The 21,964-nt window shown below is 41.8% G+C and carries 23 protein-coding genes; 15 read left to right on the top strand and 8 right to left on the bottom strand.

Going from position 1 to position 21,964, the window contains the following annotated elements:
- Positions 1 to 96 precede the first annotated feature (96 nt).
- The 4 genes from pepQ (at position 97) to hemG (AB4128_RS12085) (ending at position 4,149) form a co-directional block, all read left to right on the top strand.
- Positions 97 to 1,419 carry a Xaa-Pro dipeptidase gene (gene pepQ, locus AB4128_RS12100; protein WP_372037792.1) on the top strand — a complete coding sequence of 441 codons (1,323 nt, stop codon included), beginning with the start codon at positions 97 to 99 and terminating at the stop codon, positions 1,417 to 1,419.
- Entirely contained in the window at positions 1,412 to 2,026 is a 615-nt protein-coding gene (locus tag AB4128_RS12095) for a YigZ family protein (protein ID WP_080914497.1), read from the top strand. Before pepQ ends, AB4128_RS12095 begins: the two co-directional genes overlap by 8 nt.
- Positions 2,027 to 2,120: 94 nt before the next feature.
- Entirely contained in the window at positions 2,121 to 3,578 is a 1,458-nt protein-coding gene (locus tag AB4128_RS12090; protein WP_055025491.1) for a TrkH family potassium uptake protein, read from the top strand.
- 28 nt (positions 3,579 to 3,606) lie between these two features.
- Positions 3,607 to 4,149: a menaquinone-dependent protoporphyrinogen IX dehydrogenase gene (hemG, locus tag AB4128_RS12085; protein WP_372037791.1), complete on the top strand. Its 543-nt coding sequence runs from the start codon at positions 3,607 to 3,609 to the stop codon at positions 4,147 to 4,149.
- Positions 4,150 to 4,181: 32 nt separating this feature from the next.
- On the opposite strand, the gene AB4128_RS12080 is transcribed toward hemG (AB4128_RS12085), so the two are convergent.
- Positions 4,182 to 4,490 carry a metalloregulator ArsR/SmtB family transcription factor gene (locus AB4128_RS12080; RefSeq protein WP_055025493.1) on the bottom strand — a complete coding sequence of 103 codons (309 nt, stop codon included), beginning with the start codon at positions 4,488 to 4,490 and terminating at the stop codon, positions 4,182 to 4,184.
- Between the two features lie 189 nt (positions 4,491 to 4,679).
- Here AB4128_RS12080 and hemG (AB4128_RS12075) point away from each other — a divergent pair, with 189 nt between their 5' ends.
- On the top strand, positions 4,680 to 5,234 hold the full coding sequence (gene hemG / locus AB4128_RS12075; RefSeq protein WP_080914499.1) for a menaquinone-dependent protoporphyrinogen IX dehydrogenase: 555 nt from the start codon (positions 4,680 to 4,682) through the stop codon (positions 5,232 to 5,234).
- A gap of 339 nt (positions 5,235 to 5,573) precedes the next feature.
- Here the strand turns inward: hemG (AB4128_RS12075) and AB4128_RS12070 are convergent, their stop codons facing one another.
- Genes AB4128_RS12070 through def form a run of 5 tightly spaced genes read right to left on the bottom strand, consistent with a single transcriptional unit; the run spans position 5,574 to position 11,241 of the window.
- Positions 5,574 to 7,016, bottom strand: a complete 1,443-nt coding sequence (locus AB4128_RS12070) for a TrkH family potassium uptake protein (RefSeq protein WP_372037790.1) — start codon at positions 7,014 to 7,016, stop codon at positions 5,574 to 5,576.
- A 6-nt stretch (positions 7,017 to 7,022) separates the two neighbouring features.
- Positions 7,023 to 8,432, bottom strand: a complete 1,410-nt coding sequence (gene trkA / locus AB4128_RS12065; protein ID WP_055025496.1) for a Trk system potassium transporter TrkA — start codon at positions 8,430 to 8,432, stop codon at positions 7,023 to 7,025.
- Positions 8,433 to 8,462: 30 nt separating this feature from the next.
- Positions 8,463 to 9,746, bottom strand: a complete 1,284-nt coding sequence (gene rsmB / locus AB4128_RS12060; RefSeq protein WP_372037789.1) for a 16S rRNA (cytosine(967)-C(5))-methyltransferase RsmB — start codon at positions 9,744 to 9,746, stop codon at positions 8,463 to 8,465.
- Positions 9,746 to 10,720, bottom strand: a complete 975-nt coding sequence (fmt, locus tag AB4128_RS12055) for a methionyl-tRNA formyltransferase (protein ID WP_055025498.1) — start codon at positions 10,718 to 10,720, stop codon at positions 9,746 to 9,748. The genes rsmB and fmt overlap by 1 nt, the downstream gene beginning before the upstream one ends.
- Before the next feature lie 8 nt (positions 10,721 to 10,728).
- A complete protein-coding gene (gene def / locus AB4128_RS12050; protein ID WP_055025499.1) occupies positions 10,729 to 11,241 on the bottom strand; it encodes a peptide deformylase in 513 nt (170 codons plus the stop codon).
- A gap of 135 nt (positions 11,242 to 11,376) precedes the next feature.
- Here def and AB4128_RS12045 point away from each other — a divergent pair, with 135 nt between their 5' ends.
- The 6 genes from AB4128_RS12045 to hemF all read left to right on the top strand — a co-directional run bounded on the left by AB4128_RS12045 (position 11,377) and on the right by hemF (position 16,386).
- Positions 11,377 to 12,471, top strand: coding sequence for a LysM peptidoglycan-binding domain-containing protein (locus AB4128_RS12045; RefSeq protein ID WP_162928513.1), 1,095 nt, complete (start codon positions 11,377 to 11,379; stop codon positions 12,469 to 12,471).
- 84 nt (positions 12,472 to 12,555) lie between these two features.
- Positions 12,556 to 13,569 carry a DNA-processing protein DprA gene (dprA, locus tag AB4128_RS12040; protein WP_372037788.1) on the top strand — a complete coding sequence of 338 codons (1,014 nt, stop codon included), beginning with the start codon at positions 12,556 to 12,558 and terminating at the stop codon, positions 13,567 to 13,569.
- 2 nt (positions 13,570 to 13,571) lie between these two features.
- On the top strand, positions 13,572 to 14,045 hold the full coding sequence (locus tag AB4128_RS12035) for a DUF494 family protein (RefSeq protein ID WP_055025502.1): 474 nt from the start codon (positions 13,572 to 13,574) through the stop codon (positions 14,043 to 14,045).
- A 150-nt stretch (positions 14,046 to 14,195) separates the two neighbouring features.
- Positions 14,196 to 14,759, top strand: coding sequence for a type I DNA topoisomerase (locus AB4128_RS12030; protein ID WP_055025503.1), 564 nt, complete (start codon positions 14,196 to 14,198; stop codon positions 14,757 to 14,759).
- Positions 14,760 to 14,888: 129 nt separating this feature from the next.
- Positions 14,889 to 15,455, top strand: coding sequence for an L-threonylcarbamoyladenylate synthase (locus AB4128_RS12025; RefSeq protein ID WP_080914504.1), 567 nt, complete (start codon positions 14,889 to 14,891; stop codon positions 15,453 to 15,455).
- Positions 15,456 to 15,465: 10 nt separating this feature from the next.
- Complete coding sequence (gene hemF / locus AB4128_RS12020) at positions 15,466 to 16,386, top strand: oxygen-dependent coproporphyrinogen oxidase (protein WP_372037785.1); 921 nt, start codon at positions 15,466 to 15,468, stop codon at positions 16,384 to 16,386.
- Here hemF and AB4128_RS12015 read toward each other — a convergent pair.
- Complete coding sequence (locus AB4128_RS12015) at positions 16,383 to 16,820, bottom strand: group II truncated hemoglobin (RefSeq protein ID WP_372037784.1); 438 nt, start codon at positions 16,818 to 16,820, stop codon at positions 16,383 to 16,385. The genes hemF and AB4128_RS12015 overlap by 4 nt on opposite strands.
- Positions 16,821 to 17,015: 195 nt before the next feature.
- Here AB4128_RS12015 and AB4128_RS12010 point away from each other — a divergent pair, with 195 nt between their 5' ends.
- The 4 genes from AB4128_RS12010 to AB4128_RS11995 are packed head-to-tail and all read left to right on the top strand — an operon-like array spanning position 17,016 to position 20,791.
- Positions 17,016 to 18,410: an amidohydrolase gene (locus tag AB4128_RS12010; protein ID WP_372037782.1), complete on the top strand. Its 1,395-nt coding sequence runs from the start codon at positions 17,016 to 17,018 to the stop codon at positions 18,408 to 18,410.
- An 11-nt stretch (positions 18,411 to 18,421) separates the two neighbouring features.
- The gene (locus tag AB4128_RS12005; RefSeq protein WP_372037780.1) at positions 18,422 to 19,657 is read left to right on the top strand and encodes an amidohydrolase family protein; all 1,236 of its coding nucleotides are present in this window, start codon (positions 18,422 to 18,424) and stop codon (positions 19,655 to 19,657) included.
- Between the two features lie 46 nt (positions 19,658 to 19,703).
- Positions 19,704 to 20,519: a shikimate dehydrogenase gene (gene aroE / locus AB4128_RS12000; protein WP_372037778.1), complete on the top strand. Its 816-nt coding sequence runs from the start codon at positions 19,704 to 19,706 to the stop codon at positions 20,517 to 20,519.
- Positions 20,520 to 20,530: 11 nt separating this feature from the next.
- Positions 20,531 to 20,791 (top strand): DUF1488 domain-containing protein, encoded by a 261-nt coding sequence (locus tag AB4128_RS11995; protein WP_065108784.1) that lies wholly within the window; start codon positions 20,531 to 20,533, stop codon positions 20,789 to 20,791.
- A 21-nt stretch (positions 20,792 to 20,812) separates the two neighbouring features.
- Here AB4128_RS11995 and AB4128_RS11990 read toward each other — a convergent pair whose 3' ends face one another.
- A complete protein-coding gene (locus AB4128_RS11990; RefSeq protein ID WP_055025510.1) occupies positions 20,813 to 21,364 on the bottom strand; it encodes a gamma carbonic anhydrase family protein in 552 nt (183 codons plus the stop codon).
- Positions 21,365 to 21,964: the final 600 nt, after the last annotated feature.

The raw sequence follows: 21,964 nt of genomic DNA, 5'->3' as shown, positions 1-21,964 counted from the left end.
CCGTTTAAATATTTATCTGCTAGAGGCCATTTTGTCCTTTGTGATACACTTCACAAGTTGTCAAACAAGAAAAATAACATCACAGGGATAGCCAAAATGGATCAGCTAGCTAATTTTTATCATGCTCACATTGCAGAATTAAATCGTCGGGTTGCCGAGATTGTTAGTCGCGAAAACCTCGCGGGGTTAGTGATACATTCTGGCCAAGCTCATCGTCAGTTTTTAGATGACTTAAGCTACCCGTTTAAAGTGAACCCACAATTTAAGGCTTGGGTGCCCATTTTAGATAATCCTAACTGTTGGGTTGTGGCCAATGGCATAGATAAACCAACGCTGATTTTTTATCGCCCCGTGGATTTTTGGCACAAAGTAAGTGACGAGCCGACTGATTTTTGGGCAGAGCATTTTGATATTAAATTATTAACCAAAGCCGATAGGGTTGCTGAGTTATTGCCAAACAATATTGCTGACTGGGCCTATTTAGGCGAGCATCTTGATGTAGCTGAAGTGTTGGGGATGAGTCGTCGTAATCCTGATTCTGTACTTAATTATCTGCATTACCACCGTGCCGATAAAACCCAGTATGAATTGGAGTGTTTACGCCGTGCTAACCAGATTGCAGTAAAAGGGCATTTAGCGGCAAAAAATGCTTTTTATAATGGCGGTAGTGAGTTTGAAATCCAGCAGCAATATTTGTCTGCGATTGGCCAAACTGAAAATGAAGTGCCTTATAGCAATATTGTCGCGCTAAACCAAAATGCTGCGATTTTGCATTACACTGCGCTTGAGCATCAAATTCCATCGCCTAGGTTGTCTTTTTTAATTGATGCGGGTGCTAACTATAATGGTTATGCGTCAGATATTACGCGTACTTATTCATTTGAGAAAAACCGCTTTTACGAATTGATAGTAGAAATGAATAAGATGCAGTTAGCCATTGTCGATATGATGAAGCCGGGGGTTAAGTACACCGACCTTCATTTAACCACGCATGCCAAATTAGCTGAATTAATGCTGCAATTTGATATTGCATCGGGTGACGCTCAAGGTCTTGTGGAACAAGGCATAACCAATGTGTTTTTCCCTCATGGATTGGGGCATATGTTAGGGCTTCAAGTTCATGATATGGGCGGCTTTTCCCATGATGAGCGTGGCACTCATATTCCTACTCCCGAAGGCCATCCATTTTTGCGTTGTACTCGTGAGATTGCAGCGAACCAAGTATTCACCATTGAACCGGGGATCTACATTATTGATTCATTATTGGCGGAGCTAAAAAACGATCAACGCCATACTCATGTAAATTGGAATACGATTGATGAATTGCGACCATTCGGCGGTATTCGAATTGAAGATAATGTTATTGTTCACCAAGACCGTAATGAAAATATGACTCGAGAGCTTGGACTGGTTGACTGAACAATACTTAATTCCCAATCAAACATTAACGATTGAAGAAGATATAAAGCATAGCCGTTTCATTACTGTACTATTTCATTGCAGTAGTGAAATAGCGCTTAAGTGTGCACTCACTAACCTCAGGGCGCAATACCCTGGTGCTAACCATTATTGTTATGCGTATGTGGCAGCTGATCCTTCTAACAGCATTGCTATTGGCAGTAGTGATGACGGTGAACCTGCAGGCAGTGCTGGTAGACCTATGTTAGCAACGCTTCAAGGTTCAGATATTGGTGAAATAGGCGCGGTTGTTATTCGGTATTTTGGTGGAACCAAGCTAGGTGTTGGTGGATTGGTTAGAGCTTATTCTTCCGGCATTAAATCGGGGTTAACCCAGCTAACTACCGAAACCAAATACATTCGTTACCGGTCATCATTAATCTGCAGTTACTCGCAACTCAATAATATTGAATACCTGATAAATCAATTTGATGGGGTGATCATCAATAAATCATTTTTGGCAGAGATTGAAATTGAGTTTGAAATCGCCAAAGTTTTTCATCAAGAGTTTAATCGCGAATTAGCGACACAAACCCAAGGTCAGCTTAAAGCAAAGTTTAACGTTTGATGGGGCTAAAAAGTATGCCAGAATATAACGTTACCAGCAGAATAATAAGTGCAATTAAGAACCAATACTATGCAAACTAGTGCAAAAGTAATCCATGCAATATAAAACAATTATTAGAATAACCGGCCTATTGATGGGATTATTTTCTATCACTATGTTGCCGCCAGCATTGGTTGCCATTCTTTATAAAGATGGTGGCGGTACTGCTTTTATTCAGGCATTTTGCGTGAGTTTATTTCTCGGGTTTTTATTGTGGTACCCCAACCGCAGACAAAAAGGGGATTTGCGTACTCGTGAAGGCTTTTTGATTGTTGTGATGTTTTGGACGGTACTGGGGTCAATTGGGGCGCTGCCCTTTATATTTTCAACCGAACCTAATCTTAGTTGGACTGATAGCTTCTTTGAGTCTTTTTCTGCACTAACAACAACAGGTGCCACCGTGATTGTGGGACTTGATGACTTGCCTAAAGCCATTTTATTCTACCGGCACCTACTACAATGGATGGGCGGCATGGGTATCATTGTACTGGCTGTCGCGATTTTGCCCTTACTCGGAATTGGTGGGATGCAGCTGTATAAAGCTGAAATTCCAGGCCCTGTAAAAGACAGTAAAATGAAACCCAGAATTGCAGAAACAGCTAAAGCATTATGGTACATCTACCTGCTGCTTACCGTTGCTTGTGCAACAGCATTTTATTTTGCTGGTATGGGGGCGTTTGATGCCATTTGTCATTCATTTTCGACCATTGCGATTGGCGGGTTCTCAACTCACGATGCCAGTATTGGCTACTTTGATAGCCCATTAATTAACGTAATTTGTGCTGTTTTCTTATTGATTGCTGCAGTGAACTTTAGTTTGCACTTTGCCGCTTTTAGCTGGCGAGGGATTAATTTTAAAGTTTATTTTCGAGATGCTGAGTTTAAAGCGTTAATTGGTATTCAGCTGACACTAACAGCAATTTGTTTTGCTACCTTATATAGCTCTGGCATTTATGACACGCCAGAACAAACCTTAGATTATGCCTTCTTCCAAGTGGTGTCTATCTCGACCACAGCAGGGTTTGGCACTGAGAGCTTTCATTCCTGGCCTTTATTTCTGCCTATCTTATTAATCTTCTCAAGCTTTATTGGCGGATGTGCCGGTTCTACTGGTGGCGGGATGAAAGTCATTCGTTTTGTTTTATTGTTGCTTCAGGGATCTCGTGAAATGAAGCGCTTAATCCACCCAAAGGCAATGTATTCAATTCGAATAGGAAAGTCAGCATTACCTGATAGGGTAGTCGATGCGGTGTGGGGATTCTTCTCTGCTTATGCGTTGGTGTTTGTTATTTGTATGGTGTTGTTGATGGCAATGGATATGGACGCCATTACTGCATTTAGTGCAACGGCAGCGAGTATCAATAATTTGGGACCTGGTTTGGGGGATGTGGCGAGTAACTATGCGAGTGTTACCGATGGCGCTAAATGGGTATTGGTTTTAGCAATGCTATTTGGGCGGCTGGAAGTGTTTACTTTACTAGTCTTATTTACGCCTACATTCTGGAAGAACTAGGTTTACCGCACCAATGACAGGGAAAAACATGTCGAACAATCTGATAATCTATTCCACTGTGGACGGTCAAACTCGTGCTATTTGTGAAGCGATCAAGGCTGTTGTCGTTAATGCTGGGGAACAGGTTGAACTTGTATCATTAGCTCAAGCCAATGCGCTTTCTCAGGCTGGCAGACTCGCTGATTTTGACAAGATATTAATTGGGGCGAGTATTCGCTATGGTAAGCATCGCCCGCAGTTATTTGAATTTATTACTCAGTATCAAACCGAACTTGAGCAAGCTAAAAGTGGCTTTTTCACGGTCAATTTTGTGGCGCGTAAACCTGAAAAAAATACTCCTGACACCAATCCTTATATGCAAAAATTCCTAACGCTTACCAAATGGCAGCCTAAGTTGTTAGAGGTATTTGCTGGGAAAATCGATTACCCTAAATACCGCACTATCGATAGAGTTATGATTCGGTTCATCATGTGGATGACCAAAGGCCCCACAGATACCTCTGGCACCTATGAATTTACGGATTGGAATAAGGTCGATGAGTTCGCAAAAGGCTTTTTAGCACTCAAGTAAGCGTGCCGAAATAGCCTGCATTGTGAGTTGTGTTATTTGGCGCAATACAAGCGGTGTAAAATGGAAATCACCTCAGTAACTTCAGCGTTTTTTAGAGTGTAATAGACATTTTGAGAGCTTTTGCGTGTGTTGACTAAGTCTTGAGCCCGAATGACGGCTAAATGCTGTGATAAGGCTGATTGGCTTAGTGGCACGGTTTCATTAAGCTCTGTCACGCTTAACTCTTTATCCAGCAACAAACACAAAATCATTAAACGATATGGATTGGCAATTGCTTTAAGCCATTTAGCTGCCATCTCGGCATTGCCTAGCATTGAATCTACATCAATATTTTCAGACATTTATCTACCTGCTACTCACATATGTTTTTGTAAAATGGATACACCATTAGCATCATACTGCTGGCTAACCGAGATCTCAATTTTATCATTCAATTATATGAGACGTTTCTAATTTGTGATCAAAGAGCACGATTGAATCGCCTTTTTTTGCCACAATAATATTCCAATAGAGCAACAATCGGTGTGCAAATGGCAAAAACATTAGTGATTTATTACTCAAGAGGCGGGCATACAGCCCAAATCAGTCGCGCGATAGCTGAGCAAATTGTTCTGAGTGGTCATCAGTGCGATGTCGTTAATATTCTTGATAATAATCATGCTGATATTGATTGGAATAGCTATGATGCAATCGCACTTGGTGCTTGTGTGCTTTATGGTTCATATCATAAGTCGGTATTTGAATTTGTTAGTCGTTATCAAACTGAGCTAAGTAGCAAGCCGAACAGTTTTTTCTGTGTAAACGTAGTGGCGCGTAAGCCTGAAAAACGCATTCCTGAAAACAACAAATACCTACAAAAGTTCATGGAACTTTCACCTTGGAAACCACAAGATGTGAAAATCATCCCTGGCAAAGTCAATTACCCTTCATGGACTTGGTACGACAGTTTGGCGATTCGCCTAATCATGAAGATGACCGATGGACCAACAGATCCGACAAGTGTGATTGATTATACAGATTGGGATGATGTCAAAGTCTATGGTGACCATATTGTCAGTTTGATTGCTAGCGAGGCGGTCAGTTAACATTGAGTCATGAAACTCTAAAGCCTTAATGAAAATTAAGGCTTTTTTATTGGCTTTATACTAATGAGAAGCGCCAAAAATCAGGAGCGAATAACACGGCAACTGTGACTTTAAAGCCTCAATAAAGATTAAGTTCTTTTTATTGGCTTAACACTAATCAGTAGCGCCAAACTCAGGAGCGAATAACACGGCAACCGTGACTTAAAGTCTTAATGGAGACTAAGTTGTTTTTATTGGCTTCTATATTAATCAGTCGCGCCAAACTCAGGAGCGAATAACACGGCAACCGTGACTTTAAAGCCTCAATAAAGATTAAGTTTTTTATTGGCTTTACACTAATCAGTAGCGCCAAAACTTAGGGGCGAATAACACTGCTACCGTGATAATTTCTAAACGGCCTAAAAGCATGCCAAATGCTAATGCCCACTTAGCGATATCTGGTAGGCTTGAAAAGTTACCCGCAGGCCCAATAACAGGGCCAAGGCCTGGGCCGACATTAGTGACTGCTGTGATTGCGCCTGTAATACTGGTTACGGCATCTAACCCTGAAAGCACTAATGTAATCGCTAATAAGAGTATTACCAGAAAAAACAACATTATAAATGCCATAATAGAGCGAATAATATCGTTATCTATGGTGCGTTTGTTATAGCGTTTTTTAATGACTGCTTGAGGATGAAACTGCTGTGTAAGCTGTTGATACATTACTTTAAGAGAGATTTGAAAGCGAAATATTTTTATTCCGCCCGAGGTGGAGCCTGAGCAACTACCGACAAACATTAAAAACAAAAAAGTTAAACTGGCAACGGCGCCCCAAGCTTGGTAATCAGTTAACCCATAACCCGTTGTGGTGACCACTGAAACCACATTAAAGCTGGCTAATCTTAATGCATCTAAATAAGGCATATCGGCGCTAAACCAAAGCCAAGTACCTAAGCTAACAGAAACAAAGCTAATAAATTTAAGGAACCCTTTTACTTGTTCATCATCCCAAATTTTCATCGACCGTTGCTGTAGGGATTGAACAAACATTAGTAAAGGCAACCCCCCAGCCGCCATAAAGACCACCGCAATCCAGTGCGCGGAAGCTGAAAATGAAGACATCGAACTATCTGATGTGGAATAGCCGCCAGTAGAAAGCGTTGTCATGGCATGGTTAATGGCTTCAAACCAGTGCATTCCTGATGTGTGATATGCCATTGCACATATAACGGTGAGCACAAGATAAACCTTGAATAGGTGTTTTGCCATGTGTTGAGTACGGGGTGTCGCTTTATCGCCCCAGTCTGATGATTCAGTGCGAAATAATCGCATACCACCGACATTTAAAAACGGCAAAATGGCCACCGCCATAACAATAAAGCCTATCCCCCCAAGCCACTGCAAGAGCGAACGCCAAATTAAAATGCTGTGGTCCATGTCATCAAGACCGGATAATACGGTTGAGCCAGTAGTGGTGATACCTGACATGGTTTCAAAAAAGGCATCGGTATAGTTTATGCCGTGATAAAGGGTAAAAGGTAAGGCGGCAAACAAACTGACAATTAACCATGTGACTGTGGTTAAAAAGAACATATCACGAATGTTGAGGTTGATTTTTTTACTGTGGCCACTTTGAATACACAAAATGGCGATTAGGCCAGTAAATAACCCGGACATCATAAAGTCGCCGATGGTTTCTTCATGATAAAACAATGCAAAAGCCATTGGCACCAGCATAAAGCCGGTGAGAATCGACAGGAATATGCCAACAACAAAGAGTAGCGGCTTAATATTCAGCATGGGCTGTTAAAAGAAAAACGCACTCGGTTGGAATAGCTTTTCTACATCGCCAATGAATTTTTTATTCACTAAGAATAAAATCACATGATCTCCTTCTTCAATGATGGTTTTATCGTGGCCCATGATCACTTCATCATTACGCACAATCGCGCCAATGGTCGTTCCGGGTGGCAGTTTGATATCGCTGATTTGCTTGCCGACAACTTTAGAGGTTGATGAGTTACCATGAGCAATTGCTTCAATTGCTTCTGCAGCACCACGGCGTAATGAATACACATTACAAATGTCGCCTTGACGAATATGGGTTAGTAAGGCTGAAATGGTGGTTTGTTGTGGCGAGATGGCAATATCGATATTCGCTTCTTGAACGATATCAACATAGGCTTCACGCTGAATAAGCACCATGACTTTTTTGGCGCCCATTCGTTTTGCTAATAGTGCCGACATGATATTGGCTTCATCATCATTGGTGACGGCAATAAACACATCGGTTTGATCAATATGTTCTTCAAGGAGTAGCTCTTGATCAGAGGCATCACCATTGAATACTGTGCAGTTTTCAAGTTTCTCGGATAAGCTTTCTGCTCGCTCTAGACTGTGTTCAATCAGTTTTACCGAATGATTTTTTTGTAAACGTTTAGCTAGGCCTAAACCAATATTACCGCCACCAGCAATCATGATATTGCGGTAAGAGTTATCCAGCTTTTGCATTTCGCTCATCACGGCACGGACATGTCGAGTGTCGGCGACAAAAAACACTTCGTCATCGGCTTCGATAATCGTGGTACCTCGTGGCATGATCGCTTTGCCTTTGCGGAAAATAGCCGCAACTCGGGTATCAATATTCGGCATGTGTTCGCGTAAAGCTGCAAGGGCATTCCCCACTAACGGACCGCCGTAATAGGCTTTTACGGCAACTAAGCTAAGCTTACCTTTCGCAAACTCAAGGACTTGTAGCGCTCCAGGGTACTGCACCAAACGTTCAATATAAGCTGTGACGAGTTGCTCTGGTGCAATCAGTTCATCAATGACAAATCCACCACGTGTTTTGGTATCACTGCCTTTAACTTCGGTATTAATGAAGAGCTTTTCTTGAAGGTCTAAATAGGCTTCTGAGCGGATACGAGCGATTTTAGTAGGGGTACCAAATAAGCTGTAGGCAATATGACAAGCTGCCATATTGCATTCATCACTATTGGTCACAGCAATGAGCATATCAGCATCTTCTGCGCCGGCCTTTTTCAAGGTGCTCGGGTGAGCACCGTGGCCAATAACCGTTTGTAAGTCGAACTTATCTTGTAAATATTTAACTCGAGTACGGTCATTATCAACAAGGGTAATATCGTTATTCTCACCGACAAGGTTCTCGGCTAGGGTACCGCCGACTTGTCCTGCGCCTAAAATAATAATCTTCATTACTGTGCTGGTATCCCTGCTATAACACGCTTAAATCGCTTTAATCAAACGGGCGTAATAAAAACCGTCCATATTGTTTTGTCCTGGTAAAATCTGCCAGCCGATATCATCTGCAGATGGCTGTTGTGCAATCGGATCAAGCGTTGCATCTGGTGTACGTTGTAAAAACTGTTCTATTTGCTGACGATTTTCTTGAGGCAAGATAGAGCAGGTGGCATATAGCATGGTGCCGCCAGGTTTTAGCCACTTCCAACAATGATCAATAATCTGTTGCTGTAATAGTGCTAATTCTTCAATATCTGCATTTTTACGTAGCCACTTAATATCAGGATGACGACGGATAACCCCTGTTGCTGAGCAAGGGGCATCTAATAAAATACGATCAAACTTCTCACCTGACCACCAACTGTCAATATTTGCAGCATCACCATGAATAACTTGCGCTTTTAATTGCAGTCTGTCTAGATTTTGTTGCACTCGCTCGAGACGTTTTGCGTCAAAGTCGACGGCAACCATAGAAATACTTGGTTCGCACTCTAGGGTATGACAGGTTTTACCGCCAGGGGCTGCACAAGCATCAAGAATGAGTTCATTGGCTTTTGGTGCGAGTAAGGTTGCTGCCCACTGTGCTGCGCCGTCTTGCACCGATGCAGCGCCATCAGCAAAGTTCGGTAGTTGCATGACATCTTTTGGACTTGCTAGCAAAATGGCGTCATCACTATCACCAGCTGTTGCTTCAATATCTTGCTCTGCTAATCGTGCTAAATATTCTTCACGAGTTTGAGATAATTGGTTATTGCGAAGCCACATAGGTGGGCGCTGGTGGCTTTGCTCAATAATATCCGCCCAATTATCTGGGTAGGCACTTTTAAGGCGCTTAATAAACCATGCTGGCGTGTTGTACTTTAATGTGTCGTTATCTGTATTTAAGGGTGCCTCTTTACGCTGAATATTACGTAACACGCCATTAATGACTTTAACCAGACCATCAAACTTCATTTGACGACAGGCTTCAGCGGTTTCTGAAATGGCTGCATGAGCAGGAATACGAGTAAAGTAAAGCTGGTAACAACCAACCAATAACAGCTGGTGCAATACACGCTGTTTTCCCTTAAAGGGTTTACTTAAGCAGTCACTAACACATTTATCTAGCTGAGGAAGTTGGCGCATTACGCCATAACAAAGTTCTGCCAATAAGGCTTTATCTTTGCCATTTTGTAAATGCTGCTGTTGCTCTGGTAGGGCAACCGATAATGAAATGCCTTTTTCTAGTACGTTAAAAATGGCTTTTGCCGCTAGCGCTCTCACATTCATTATTGTGCTGCCTCTGTTTTATCTTCAGGACAAATAAAGCAAGTGCCTTGGCTAAACCAATCAGCACGAGAATTTAAAATGTCCGCGACAGGCATTTGTTTTTTCCCAGGTAGTTGCATGACTTGTAGTTGCAGACTTCCTTCACCTGTAGCAACGGTAATACCTTGTTTAGTGCTGTCGATAATGGTGCCAGGTTCTGCAGCAACGTTATCAAGTGTATATTGAGCCTGCCAAACTTTTATCGTATTGCCTTGATGAGTGAAGTGGCTTGCTGGCCAAGGGTTAAAAGCACGAATTTCTTGCCATAATTGTTTGGCGGGTTTACGCCAATCAATCTGCGCTTCTTCTTTTGATAGCTTTTCTGCGTAATTAGCTAATGCTTCATCTTGTTTCTCAGCGGTAATCGAACCATCACTGATACCGACTAAAGCTTGAACTAAGGCTTGAGGACCTTGCTCTGCAAGTTTGCTGTATAAAGTGGCTGAAGTGTCAGTATCTTCGATTGGTAGCGAAGTTTTTAATAACATGTCACCCGTATCTAAGCCGATGTCCATCTGCATAATCGTGACACCTGTTTCAGTGTCACCTGCCCACAAAGCTCGTTGAATAGGTGCTGCACCACGCCAACGAGGTAGGATGGAGCCATGAACGTTAATACAACCTAGTTTAGGCGTATCTAATACTATCTTGGGTAAGATCAAACCATAAGCAACCACGACCATGATATCGGCGTTAAGCGACGCTAATTCTGCTTGAGCGTCTTCTTTACGTAATGATGCTGGTTGAAAAACAGGAATGTTGTTAGCTACGGCAAGCTGTTTTACAGGACTTGCTTGTAACTTTTTCCCTCGCCCAGCAGGTCTGTCCGGCTGAGAATAGACTGCAATGACATTATGCTCAGAATTAATGAGTGCTTGCAGATGCAATGCGGCAAAGTCTGGCGTACCAGCAAAGATAATATTTAACGGTTTCAAATGGAGTCCTATGCTTCTTTAGCTGCTAAACGCGCTTCTTTTTCAAGCTTTTTCTTAATGCGATCACGTTTCATTTTAGACAAGTAATCTACAAATAGTTTGCCTTGTAAGTGATCCATTTCATGTTGCAGACAAATAGCGAACAGGTCATCAGCTTCAACAGTGAACTCTTCACCGTGACGATCTAATGCTTTTAATGTTACAAATTCAGCACGGTCAACTTTGGCGTAAACACCAGGTACCGATAAACAGCCTTCTTCATTAGTAAAGTCGCCGCTTTTCGCTACGATTTCAGGATTAATGAAAATGGTTGGGCGTTCAACATCGTCTTGTAAATCCATCACAATTAATTGCTGGTGGAAATCAACTTGGGTTGCTGCTAAACCAATGCCTTTTTCTTCGTACATTGTTTCAAGCATGTTATCTATTTGAGTCTGTAGAGCGTCACCAAAATCGGTGACAGGCTTGGCTACAGTGCGTAATCTTTCATCTGGAAAACGTAAAACTTTTAATAATGGCATATATAAACTCTTAACAAGTCTGTCAAATTTCAGCCAGTTAGCTATACTGGCTAAGTTAATGGGTTAATTTTAATCCTTACTGACCATCAATAACAGCAAAAGCTCTAATAAAGAGCTAAACACATGGAATGAACCATGAAACGGATATTTTTACTCGCGTTTTTGTTACTTAGTACACTGTTTGTTAATGCAGATACATTAACATTAAAATCTGGGCACCCCGATTCTTACATCGTTAAGAAAGGTGACACTCTTTGGGATATCTCGGCATTTTTCCTAGAGGACCCTTGGCGCTGGCCTAAATTATGGGGCGCTAACCCGCAGATTGCTAACCCACATCTTATTTATCCAGGTGATCGACTGACTCTTGTCTTTATCGATGGTCAACCTCGCTTGGTACATAAACAGCATATCAAAAAAGGTCCAGAAGGGCGTATTAGTTCAAAAGGTGGCCCGATCCCTGCGATTGACCTTTCACTCATTCAACCTTATTTGGTACAAAACCGCGTTGTCGATCCTGAGTGGTTTGAAGGCTTACCAATGATTTTAGATGGTGAGAGAAATTCTCGTCACCATGTGATGAATGATATTGTATATATCAATGCGAATTTACCCGTAGGGCAAAAGTTAGCTGTATATCAAGAGGGGCGTGAGTTTCTTGATAAGGAAACCAGTGATACTTTGGGCCAAGAAATCATTTTAACGGCAAGTGGTCGTGTGACTGAGTCTGGCAACATTTCTAAGGTTCAGCTGTTGAGTAATTTTCGTGAATCAAAAGCTGGCTTTAAAGTTGCGCCTGTAGAAGATGAAGCCTTGATGTCTGCTTATTTTATTCCTAAGGCTGCGCCAGAAGGTGTACCAGCAAATGTCATTGCTATAGAAAAGGACATTCGTGAAGTCGGAAAGTTGGATATTGTTTACTTAGACAAAGGTGAGCAAGACAGCATTGAAACAGGCCATGTGTTTGCGATATATCGCAATGGCGAGCAAATCGTCATTAATGGTGATGGCTTACCTGTATCAACGCTGGAGCGTAGCGCATACGATAGTTTAAAAGCGAAAGTTTCAGATGAAGACGTTTACACCATGCCAGATGTTTACCACGGCAAATTAATGGTTTTCAAAGTGTTTGAAAAAACCAGTATGGCTATTATTGTTGCAAATGAACGTCCTATTCGCATTGACGACAAGTTAATTACACCAAAAACAACGGATTTACGAGGCGAATAAATCTCTGAAAAGCTGGTCGATTGGCTAGTTGTTTGTGCAGTATCCGGGCTAGGACCCGCCCGGATTCAACAATTATTAACTCAAATGGATGTTGAGGAATTAAGACAACGTTTAGAGTTCGAAAAGCAGTCTTTGCCGCTATCGGCAAAGCTGCTTTCACAATGTCAGATAGACTTTGATAAAGTTGATGCCGCGCTGGATTGGCAGCAACAATCCTCCAACCACCATATCCTGTGTCTTTCCGATCCGGAATATCCTGCATTACTGAAGCAAATCTCAGATCCTCCCTCAGTGCTTTTTGTGAAAGGTCAGTTAGAAAGTTTGCTGTTGCCATCTATTGGCATGGTTGGCAGTCGAAATGCATCAGTAGGTGGATTAAACATTGCCAATTCACTTGCTGGTGAGCTTGTAAGTCTAGGCTTTTCTATTACAAGCGGTATGGCAACAGGGATTGATGGCGCCGCTCATAAAGCGGCGCTAGGGCATCAAGGCGTAACGGTGGCTGTATTGGGCACTGGGGTAGAATGCATTTACCCCAAAAGGCACAGTAATTTGTATCACCAAATACAAGATTCTGGTTGTGTAATAAGTGAGTATTGGCCAAATATAGGTCCGTTTGCAGGAAACTTTCCTAAACGTAATCGAATTATTAGTGGTTTATCATTAGGGTCAATTGTGGTTGAGGCAACGCGTAAAAGTGGCTCACTTATTACCGCTAGGCTGGCGATGGAGCAGAACCGAGAAGTGTTTGCAGTGCCAGGCTCAGTGGCTGGTGGATACAGTCAAGGTTGTCATGATTTGTTAAAGAATGGGGCTAAATTGGTTGAATGTGCGGCTGATGTTGTTGAAGAATTGTCCACAATGATCAGCTTTCACCTTGAAGATGTCGCTAATCGTCACCATATAGAAGATAATACAACAAATTTGCCATTTTCTACGCTGTTAGCTAGTGTAGGTTATGAGACTACCAGTTTAGATTCGGTAGTTGAGCATAGCGGGAAGTCGATAGATCTGGTGTTAGTTGAAATGCTTGAACTTGAATTGCAGGGCTGGGTTGCGCAAGTGCCTGGTGGTTACGTCAGACTAGAGAGGAGATAACCATGTTTGATATCCTCATGTATCTTTTTGAGAACTATGTTCACAGTGAAGTTGAGCTATTAGTTGACGAAGATGAACTTACCAAAGAGCTAACTCGAGCAGGGTTCCATCAGGCTGATATTTTAAAAGCCTTATCGTGGTTAGAACGTTTAGCTGATTTGCAAGAAAGCGATAAGCCTTACTTGTGTAATCATGCTCAACAGTCATTTCGTATATACACAAAAGATGAAATGGCAAAACTGGATGTTGAAAGCCGAGGCTTTTTATTGTTCTTAGAACAAATCCAAGTATTGAGTGTTGAGACTCGTGAGATGGTGATTGACCGAGTGATGGCGCTTGATGAAACGAGCTTGATTTTAGAAGATTTAAAATGGGTTGTTCTGATGGTGCTATTTAATGTGCCTGGGAATGAATCCGCTTATGAGCAAATGGAAGATCTTATTTTTGAGCAGCCAGATGGCCGATTACACTCTTAAATAGTCGATTGTTTTGACCAAGTGATGAAAAGGGAGGCATAGCCTCCTTTTTTGATCTTGATATTTGCTACACTAGTCTTGAGAGTTATTTATATCATAGCCTTATGACTGCAGTTTTCTTTTGCAGTTATGGTTTGAGTTGAGAGCGACATGTCTAAAATTGATCAACAATTATTTACTGTGCATGAACATGCTTTAGAAAAAGAGTTTGAACTCTGCCCTAAGTGTGGCTGCGAATTATCAGTTAAAAACAGTAAACATGGTGGCTTTGTTGGTTGTAATAATTATCCGACATGTGATTTTACTCGACCATTAGTGCAACATGAATCTATTGAAACTCAGGTCATCGAAGGTTCAGAATGCCCTGAGTGTGGCTGTGAACTTGCTGTCAAATCAGGTCGATTCGGGATTTTTATCGGTTGTACTAATTACCCTGAGTGTAAACATATCGAAAAACATGATCATGATGCAGAAGCGGAAGTGATTAGCTGTCCTCATTGTAAAAAAGGTCACTTAGAGTCTCGAACAAGTCGTTATGGTAAAACCTTCTTTGCTTGTAATACGTACCCTAAATGCAAATACCTAGTGAACTATCCTCCTCATAATGAAACCTGTCCAGAGTGTGACTTTGGAATACTTGTTGAGCGCAAAGGCGCCGCAGGTAGCCGATTAGAATGTCCACAAAAAAGTTGTAAATATAAACGGCCTATATAACGGCGGGAAGTCTCTTTTGGGGTTGCCATAAGTAAACTCGTTGCTTCACCATAATCGTATATCAGCAATTGTTCATATCTGCAGAGTCTGTATAATTTGTCTTTAATTTATATAGGTTAAAGGTTTTTTATGCAGCTGTTGAACGCATCTGAAGTCGCTGAAGTGTATACCCAAGGTGGGGTTATTGCCTATCCAACAGAAGCTGTTTACGGCTTAGGTTGCGATCCTGATAATCTTAATGCCATTCAAAAGCTCCTCGATATTAAACAGCGTCCTTGGCAAAAAGGCTTGATTCTGGTTGCCAGTGACTTTCAACAGTTAGCACCTTATATCGATGAGTCACAGTTAACCACTGCCCAACTAGAGTTTGCTTTCAGTAAATGGCCTGGGCCATTTACCTTTGTGATGCCAATAAAGCCAGGCGTTAGTAAATTACTTTGCGGTCAATTTGATTCCATTGCTGTTCGTGTTTCTTCGCACCCAGTAGTCAGAGCTTTATGCGATACCGTTAACAAGCCTTTTGTATCAAGCAGTGCCAATATTGCAGGTCATGATCCTGCGATGTCAGCTGCTGAAATTGAGCATACTTTCTCTAACGATATTACAGCGCTGGTCGTGGGTGAATTAGGTTCACAACGCCAGCCTTCGACAATTATTGATGCCCGTAGTGGTAAAATATTACGTAATGGACAATAAGGATTTTGATATGGCACTACCTGATGCCTCAGTAGTAAAACATTATTTATTATCACTTCAAGCAAGCATTTGTGAAGGCCTTGAAGCCTTGGATGGTAAAGCAACTTTTCAAGCCGAGTCATGGGAGCGTGCTGAAGGCGGTGGCGGCACCAGTAGAGTATTAATTAAAGGTAAAGTGTTTGAGCAAGCTGGAGTAAACTTCTCTCATGTTATGGGAGCGGCCATGCCTGCTTCAGCGACAGCACATCGCCCTGAGTTAGCTGGACGCAGTTTTGAGGCCATGGGGGTATCGTTAGTCATTCACCCTAATAATCCGTTTATTCCGACGACGCATGCAAATGTACGTTTCTTTATTGCCCATAAAGAAGGTGCCGATCCTGTTTGGTGGTTTGGTGGAGGATTTGATTTAACACCATATTACCCATTTGAAGAAGATGTGGTTTCTTGGCATCAAGCAGCGGCAGATATCTGCGCACCATTTGGTGAAGATGTCTATCCAAAATATAAGAAATGGTGTGACGAGTACTTTTTCTTACCACACCGAAATGAAACTCGCGGTGTTGGCGGATTATTTTTTGATGATCTAAACGAGCCTGGCTTTGAAAAGAGCTTTGACTTTATGCAAGCGGTAGGCAGTGGTTTCTTAACGGCTTATGCGCCTATTGTCGAGCGAAATAAAGAACTTGAATATAACGATGATGAACGCCAGTTTCAGCTATACCGCCGTGGGCGCTATGTTGAGTTCAATTTAGTATATGACCGAGGTACCTTGTTTGGTTTGCAAACTGGTGGTCGCACCGAATCGATATTGATGTCGATGCCACCACTGGTGCGTTGGGAGTATGGCTTTACGCCAGAAGAAGATTCGCAAGAGGCTGAATTGTACGAACGCTACCTTAAACCACAAGATTGGTTACAACTCGAAAGTTAGTTTTTATTACGCATGTTGTTAGCTAGAGTTGAAATAGCCTGAAATATCACTTGTTGATGTTCAGGCTTTTTTATTGCCTTGATAATGGCTTGTTCCATACAGGTAAGCCATTGTTCAACCATCGCTTGATCAATGGCAAACGGCATGTGCCTAGCTCTTAACGCTGGGTGACCGTACTTTTGTTGATATAACTGAGGTCCGCCTAACCAGCCGCTGAGAAACTCAAATAGTTTTTGTTCTGAATCAGCAATAGGTGCGTGATGGATGCTCAGCAATGACTGAGTATCTGGTCGTTGCTGCATTTGTTGATAAAAATAATGGGCAATCAAGCGGATTGTTTTTTCGCCGCCAATAAGATCGTAGGCATTCGACTGCGATGGTTCTCTATCACCAGCTTGTGGTTTGCTGGCAAAAAGTTTTTTAAACCAATTCATTATTAAGCTTTGCTAAGTAAAGTAGTTTTGGATTATAGCGAGATTTCTTACCTGACAGTATGTATGAATGATTCGAAAAGTAACACTTTGTTAATGTTTTGCTACAAATCTTATCAAGCATTGGCTGTATTTCCCTGCTTAACCTCGTTAAATTATACCCTGTCGGTTAATAACAATAATAACAGGGAGTAAAACATGTCCAAATTTGCGCCGTCCATGACGGTCATTGCAGTGTCAGTTGCTTTACTTGGGTGTAATCAAACCCAAAAGCAAGATCCTCAAGTCACGATTAACAAAAATCCATACCCAAGCACATATCAAACCTTGCCCCGCAGTGCCACGTTACTCACTAATGCGACAGTATTAACAGGTAAAGGCGAAAAGCTTGAACAAGCAAATGTATTAATGGTGGATGGTAAGATTAAAGCTGTTGGTACTAACATTGCCGATGAGTTAGTTGCTGGCGCAACTGTTATTGATGCAACCGATATGTGGATTACCCCAGGTATTATTGATGTGCATTCACATTTAGGGGTATACCCAAGCCCAAGTGCCGACGCTCATAGTGATGGCAATGAGGTGACTAACCCTAATACTGCAGAAGTTTGGGCTGAGCACAGCGTTTGGCCGCAAGACCCTGCCTTTAACCGTGCTCGGGAAGGCGGTGTGACCACGCTTCAGATTTTACCCGGCTCAGCGAACTTAATTGGTGGTCGTGGGGTGACACTTAAAAACACGCCATCTACCACGATGCAAGGAATGAAGTTTCCTGATGCTCCTTATGGTTTAAAAATGGCTTGTGGCGAAAACCCCAAAGGCGCGTACGGCAGAAAGCAAACTGTTGCACCAATGACGCGTATGGGCAATATGGCTGGTTACCGCCAAGCCTTTATTGAGGCGACTGAATATAAGCTAGCATGGGATAAATACGAAGCCGATTATGCTGCAGGTTTAAACCCTAAAGCCCCTGAACGTGATTTAACTTATGACACGTTAAAAGGCGTGTTAGAAGGAGAAATCCTAATCCATAACCATTGTTATAAAGCAGAAGAAATGGCAATGATGGTGGATTTAGGTAAAGAATTTAACTACCACTCAGGTACATTCCATCATGCAATTGAAGGTTACAAGATTGCCGATTTACTGGCAGAGAATGGTAACTGTGCTGCGATGTGGCCTGATTGGTGGGGCTTTAAAATGGAAGCTAACGACATGATCGTTGAAAACGTTGCCATGGTCGATGCTGTCAAAAATTCGTGTGCGGTAGTGCACTCTGACTCAAGCACCACTATTCAACGTCTTAATCAAGAGACAGCGAAAATCATGTATAGCGCCAATCAGCATGGTTTCAACTTAACAGAAGAGCATGTTATTAGCTGGATCACCTCAAATGCGGCTAAATCATTAGGAATTGCAGATAAAACCGGTTCACTGGAAGCCGGCAAAAATGCCGATGTTGTCATTTGGAATGGCAATCCATTCAGTGTTTACGCTCAAGCCGATAAAGTATTTATCGATGGCGCCAAGGTATTTGACCGTCAAGATGATGCGTACCGTGCAAAAAGTGACTTTATGCTAGGCCAACAATAAGGAGCAAAACATTGAAACATTTTAATTATTCACTCGTTGCTATCTCAATGCTTGCTGGATTACTGCCTGCGTTAGTACAAGCCGATACCCTTGCCGTGACCAACGCCAAGATTTATACCTCAACTGAGCAGGGTGTGCTTAGCAATGCCTCTGTCATTATAGAAGATGGTAAAATCATCCAGTTAAACCCAGATGTGGTAAATGCAGATATTATTATCGATGCCAAAGGCGGTATCTTAACCCCTGGCTTTATTGGAGCGATGAACCCGCTTGGTTTAGTCGAAGTGGGTCAGGAAAAAATGACCCGAGACACTAATGACAAAGCGGCTGACATGACGTTTGATCCAAGTTTAGCGTTTAACCCTAAAAGTGTTGCAATTCCATTCGCCCGAAAAGGTGGCATAACACGTAATATCGTCGCTCCTGGTGGCGGTGAAACCATATTTTCTGGGCAAACAATTGAAGTCACTCTCACCGGTGAGTGGGACAGTGTTGTCGCTACTGAACAAGCCTTGTTTGTGTCATTAGGCGCAAAACACGAAGGCTCTCGTATCATTGGTATGCAGAATCTGATTAATAAATTAGAAGAAGGTCAGAAAGCGCTCGCTAAATCTGATAAAGACGCCGATAAAACCCCAAGCAAAGAAGCGTTAATCATCAATGCAGTGTTAAGTGGTGACAAACCTGTTATTGCTTATGCCGATCGCGGTAGTGATATTTTGCAGCTGATTAAACTCAAGCAGCGTTTTAATATCGATTTAGTATTACTGCAAGCAGCTGACGCTGTGTTACTTGCAGATGAAATTGCTAAAGCCAAAATCCCTGTGGTTATGGATGCAATGCGAAACTTACCTGAAAGTTTTGATTCTTTGCATAATTCACTGGATAACGCTGGCAAATTGAGTAAAGCTGGCGTCAAAGTCGTGTTAGCCACTCCGGGTGATGCTCACAATAACTATGCATTACGTTACAGCGCAGGTAATGCGGTTGCTAATGGCATGAATTACGATGATGCTATGGCAGCGATAACCAGTAATGTTGCAGATACATTCCACTTAGAAGCGGGGCGTATTGCTGTCGGTATGCCTGCTGACATGGTGCTTTGGAGCGGCGATCCGTTTGAATACAGTAGCCATATTGAAAAAATGTGGATTGGCGGTGAAGAGCAAAGTACTGAAAGCCGTCAAGATGTATTGCGTGATCGCTATATGACAAAATCCTCAATGCCACAAGCTTATACTAAGTAGTGGTACATGAGATAAACCAAACGAGTTAATGAAAGAGAGAATATTAATGATCGATAAGTATGCTGTATTTGGCAATCCAATCGCACAAAGTAAGTCGCCATTTATACATACTGAGTTTGCAAAACAAACTCAGCAAGCAATTAGCTATCAAGCCATTCTTGCACCTGTCGATCAATTCTCTCAATCATTAATGGCTTTTTTTGCTAATGGCGGTAAAGGTGCGAATGTTACCGCACCTTTTAAAGAGCAAGCTTATGCTGCTTGTGATGAATTAAGTGAGTTAGCCAAACTTGCAGGTGCAGTCAATACACTCATCTATTTACCCAGCGGCAAAATACGAGGCGATAATACAGATGGGGTTGGGTTAGTGACTGATGTTATTCAGCACTTTGGTGATATTGCCAATCAGCAGGTTTTGCTTGTCGGTGCAGGTGGCGCAGCGAGAGGTTGCATAAAGCCTTTATTACAAGCAGGTGTCAGATTAACGATATGTAACCGTACATATAGTAAAGCTCAAAAACTAGCAGACTTATTTAATTTGTTTGGAAATGTTAATGCTAAACCGATTGAAGAGTTAGCCACATCCTTTGATCTAATTATTAATTCAACTTCAGCGGGACTCGCCGGAGAGCTAATCAAGTTACCGTCATGCATTATAGACTCTAACACTCAATGCTATGACATGTCTTATGGTGCTGAGGTGACGCTCTTTAATCACTGGGCGCTATCTCAAGGTGCAAATAAAGTAGCAGATGGTCTCGGTATGTTAGTTGGACAAGCTGCACACAGTTTTAATATTTGGCGCGGCGTGATGCCATCGACTCAAGCTGTGCATCAAGTTTTGCGGACTCAATTATCATAAGGCTGATAACGATGAATCAAAGTATCCTCTTTACTGATATTGTTGACTGGCACGATGCACAACAGAAATTATCACTTGTGGCACAGGTACAAGGTATGAATGTTACTTGTATGATTAAGGCTGAAACCATTGAGAAACTGGCAGCAATAAAGATTGAAAATAGCCAGCAAGCGCTTGCTGCTTTCGAGCAAATCAGATTCGACATTGAAGATTTAGCAGAAGAGCTCATCGAATCTGAAGCATTCGATGAGCAAGGTATGATTCAACTATAATGACATGAACATAGAATCTGTTTAACTCGATTGTTGTAAATCGACCAAGTATTCATTTTTCAATCTGACATAGTTATCTGCTGACTGTGGTAAGAATGCCAATTCTTTTTCAGTTAATGGGCGTACCTGTTTACAAGGACTGCCAACATATAAAAAGCCACTTTGTAATACTTTACCTGGTGGAACTAATGACCCAGCACCTAATATCACATCATCCTCAATGATGGCTCCATCAAGAATAATAGCTCCCATTCCTACCAGCACACGGTTTCCAACGGTACAACCATGAAGCATTGCTTTATGACCAATAGTGACATCATCACCTATTAACAGTGGATTACCTTCCGGGTTTGTTGGTGATTTTCGCGTTACATGTAAAACACTGCCATCTTGAACATTACTACGCTTACCTATTTTAATTATATTCACATCACCACGCGCGGCGACCATTGGCCAAATACTCGCATCATGATCGAGAGTAATATCACCAACGATAACAGCTGCACTATCTATATAGACATTATCTGCCAATTTAGGGTGGATTCCTTGGTAAGAACGAATTGAGCTAAACATATAAAAATCCCTAATAAATGTAATTAGCTTAAGTATAAGGGCTAAAAGGCCATGTTTGCTGCTAAAAAAGCATAAAAAATAGCTGATTAGTTTAAATTCTCAGCAAGCGAACAGTAAAAGTGAATAATCTTTAAAAAAGCCCTTGCGCTGATTCAGAATCTCCCTATAATGCGCATCCACTGACACGGCGACAGGCCAACAGGCTCAACGTATCAGGGTTAATTGGAACGGTTTTTAAACTTACTAATTAACGGGCAGAAAAGAGTTTTTAAATTAGTTTAAAAAACGCTTGACGCCAACAACGGGAAGTGTAGAATACGCCTCCTCAAGCCAACGACCTAGCGTCTTACGGCGATATCTGAAAAATTGATATCACGCTCTTTAACAATCAAACAAGTAAATCTGTGTGGACACTCACAGGTGTTGAGTTAATCGAAATTGCTGACTTCTTTCTTGTAAAGAATGCAGCAATCAAAATTATTATCAATGTAACGATGAGTGTTCATAGCAATATGTAACAAACAGGATGTAGATTCTTCCGAGTCTGCATAATGTAATCAGAATTCATTGAGCCGAGACCTAGTCTCAAAAAACTTTAAT

It is taken from the genome of Shewanella sp. 10N.286.52.A9 (assembly GCF_041468985.1).
In the GTDB taxonomy this organism is placed as follows: Bacteria; Pseudomonadota; Gammaproteobacteria; order Enterobacterales; family Shewanellaceae; genus Shewanella; species Shewanella japonica.
The sequence above is the reverse complement of the archived record's forward strand: the minus strand, read 5'-3'. Positions and strand labels throughout refer to the sequence as shown.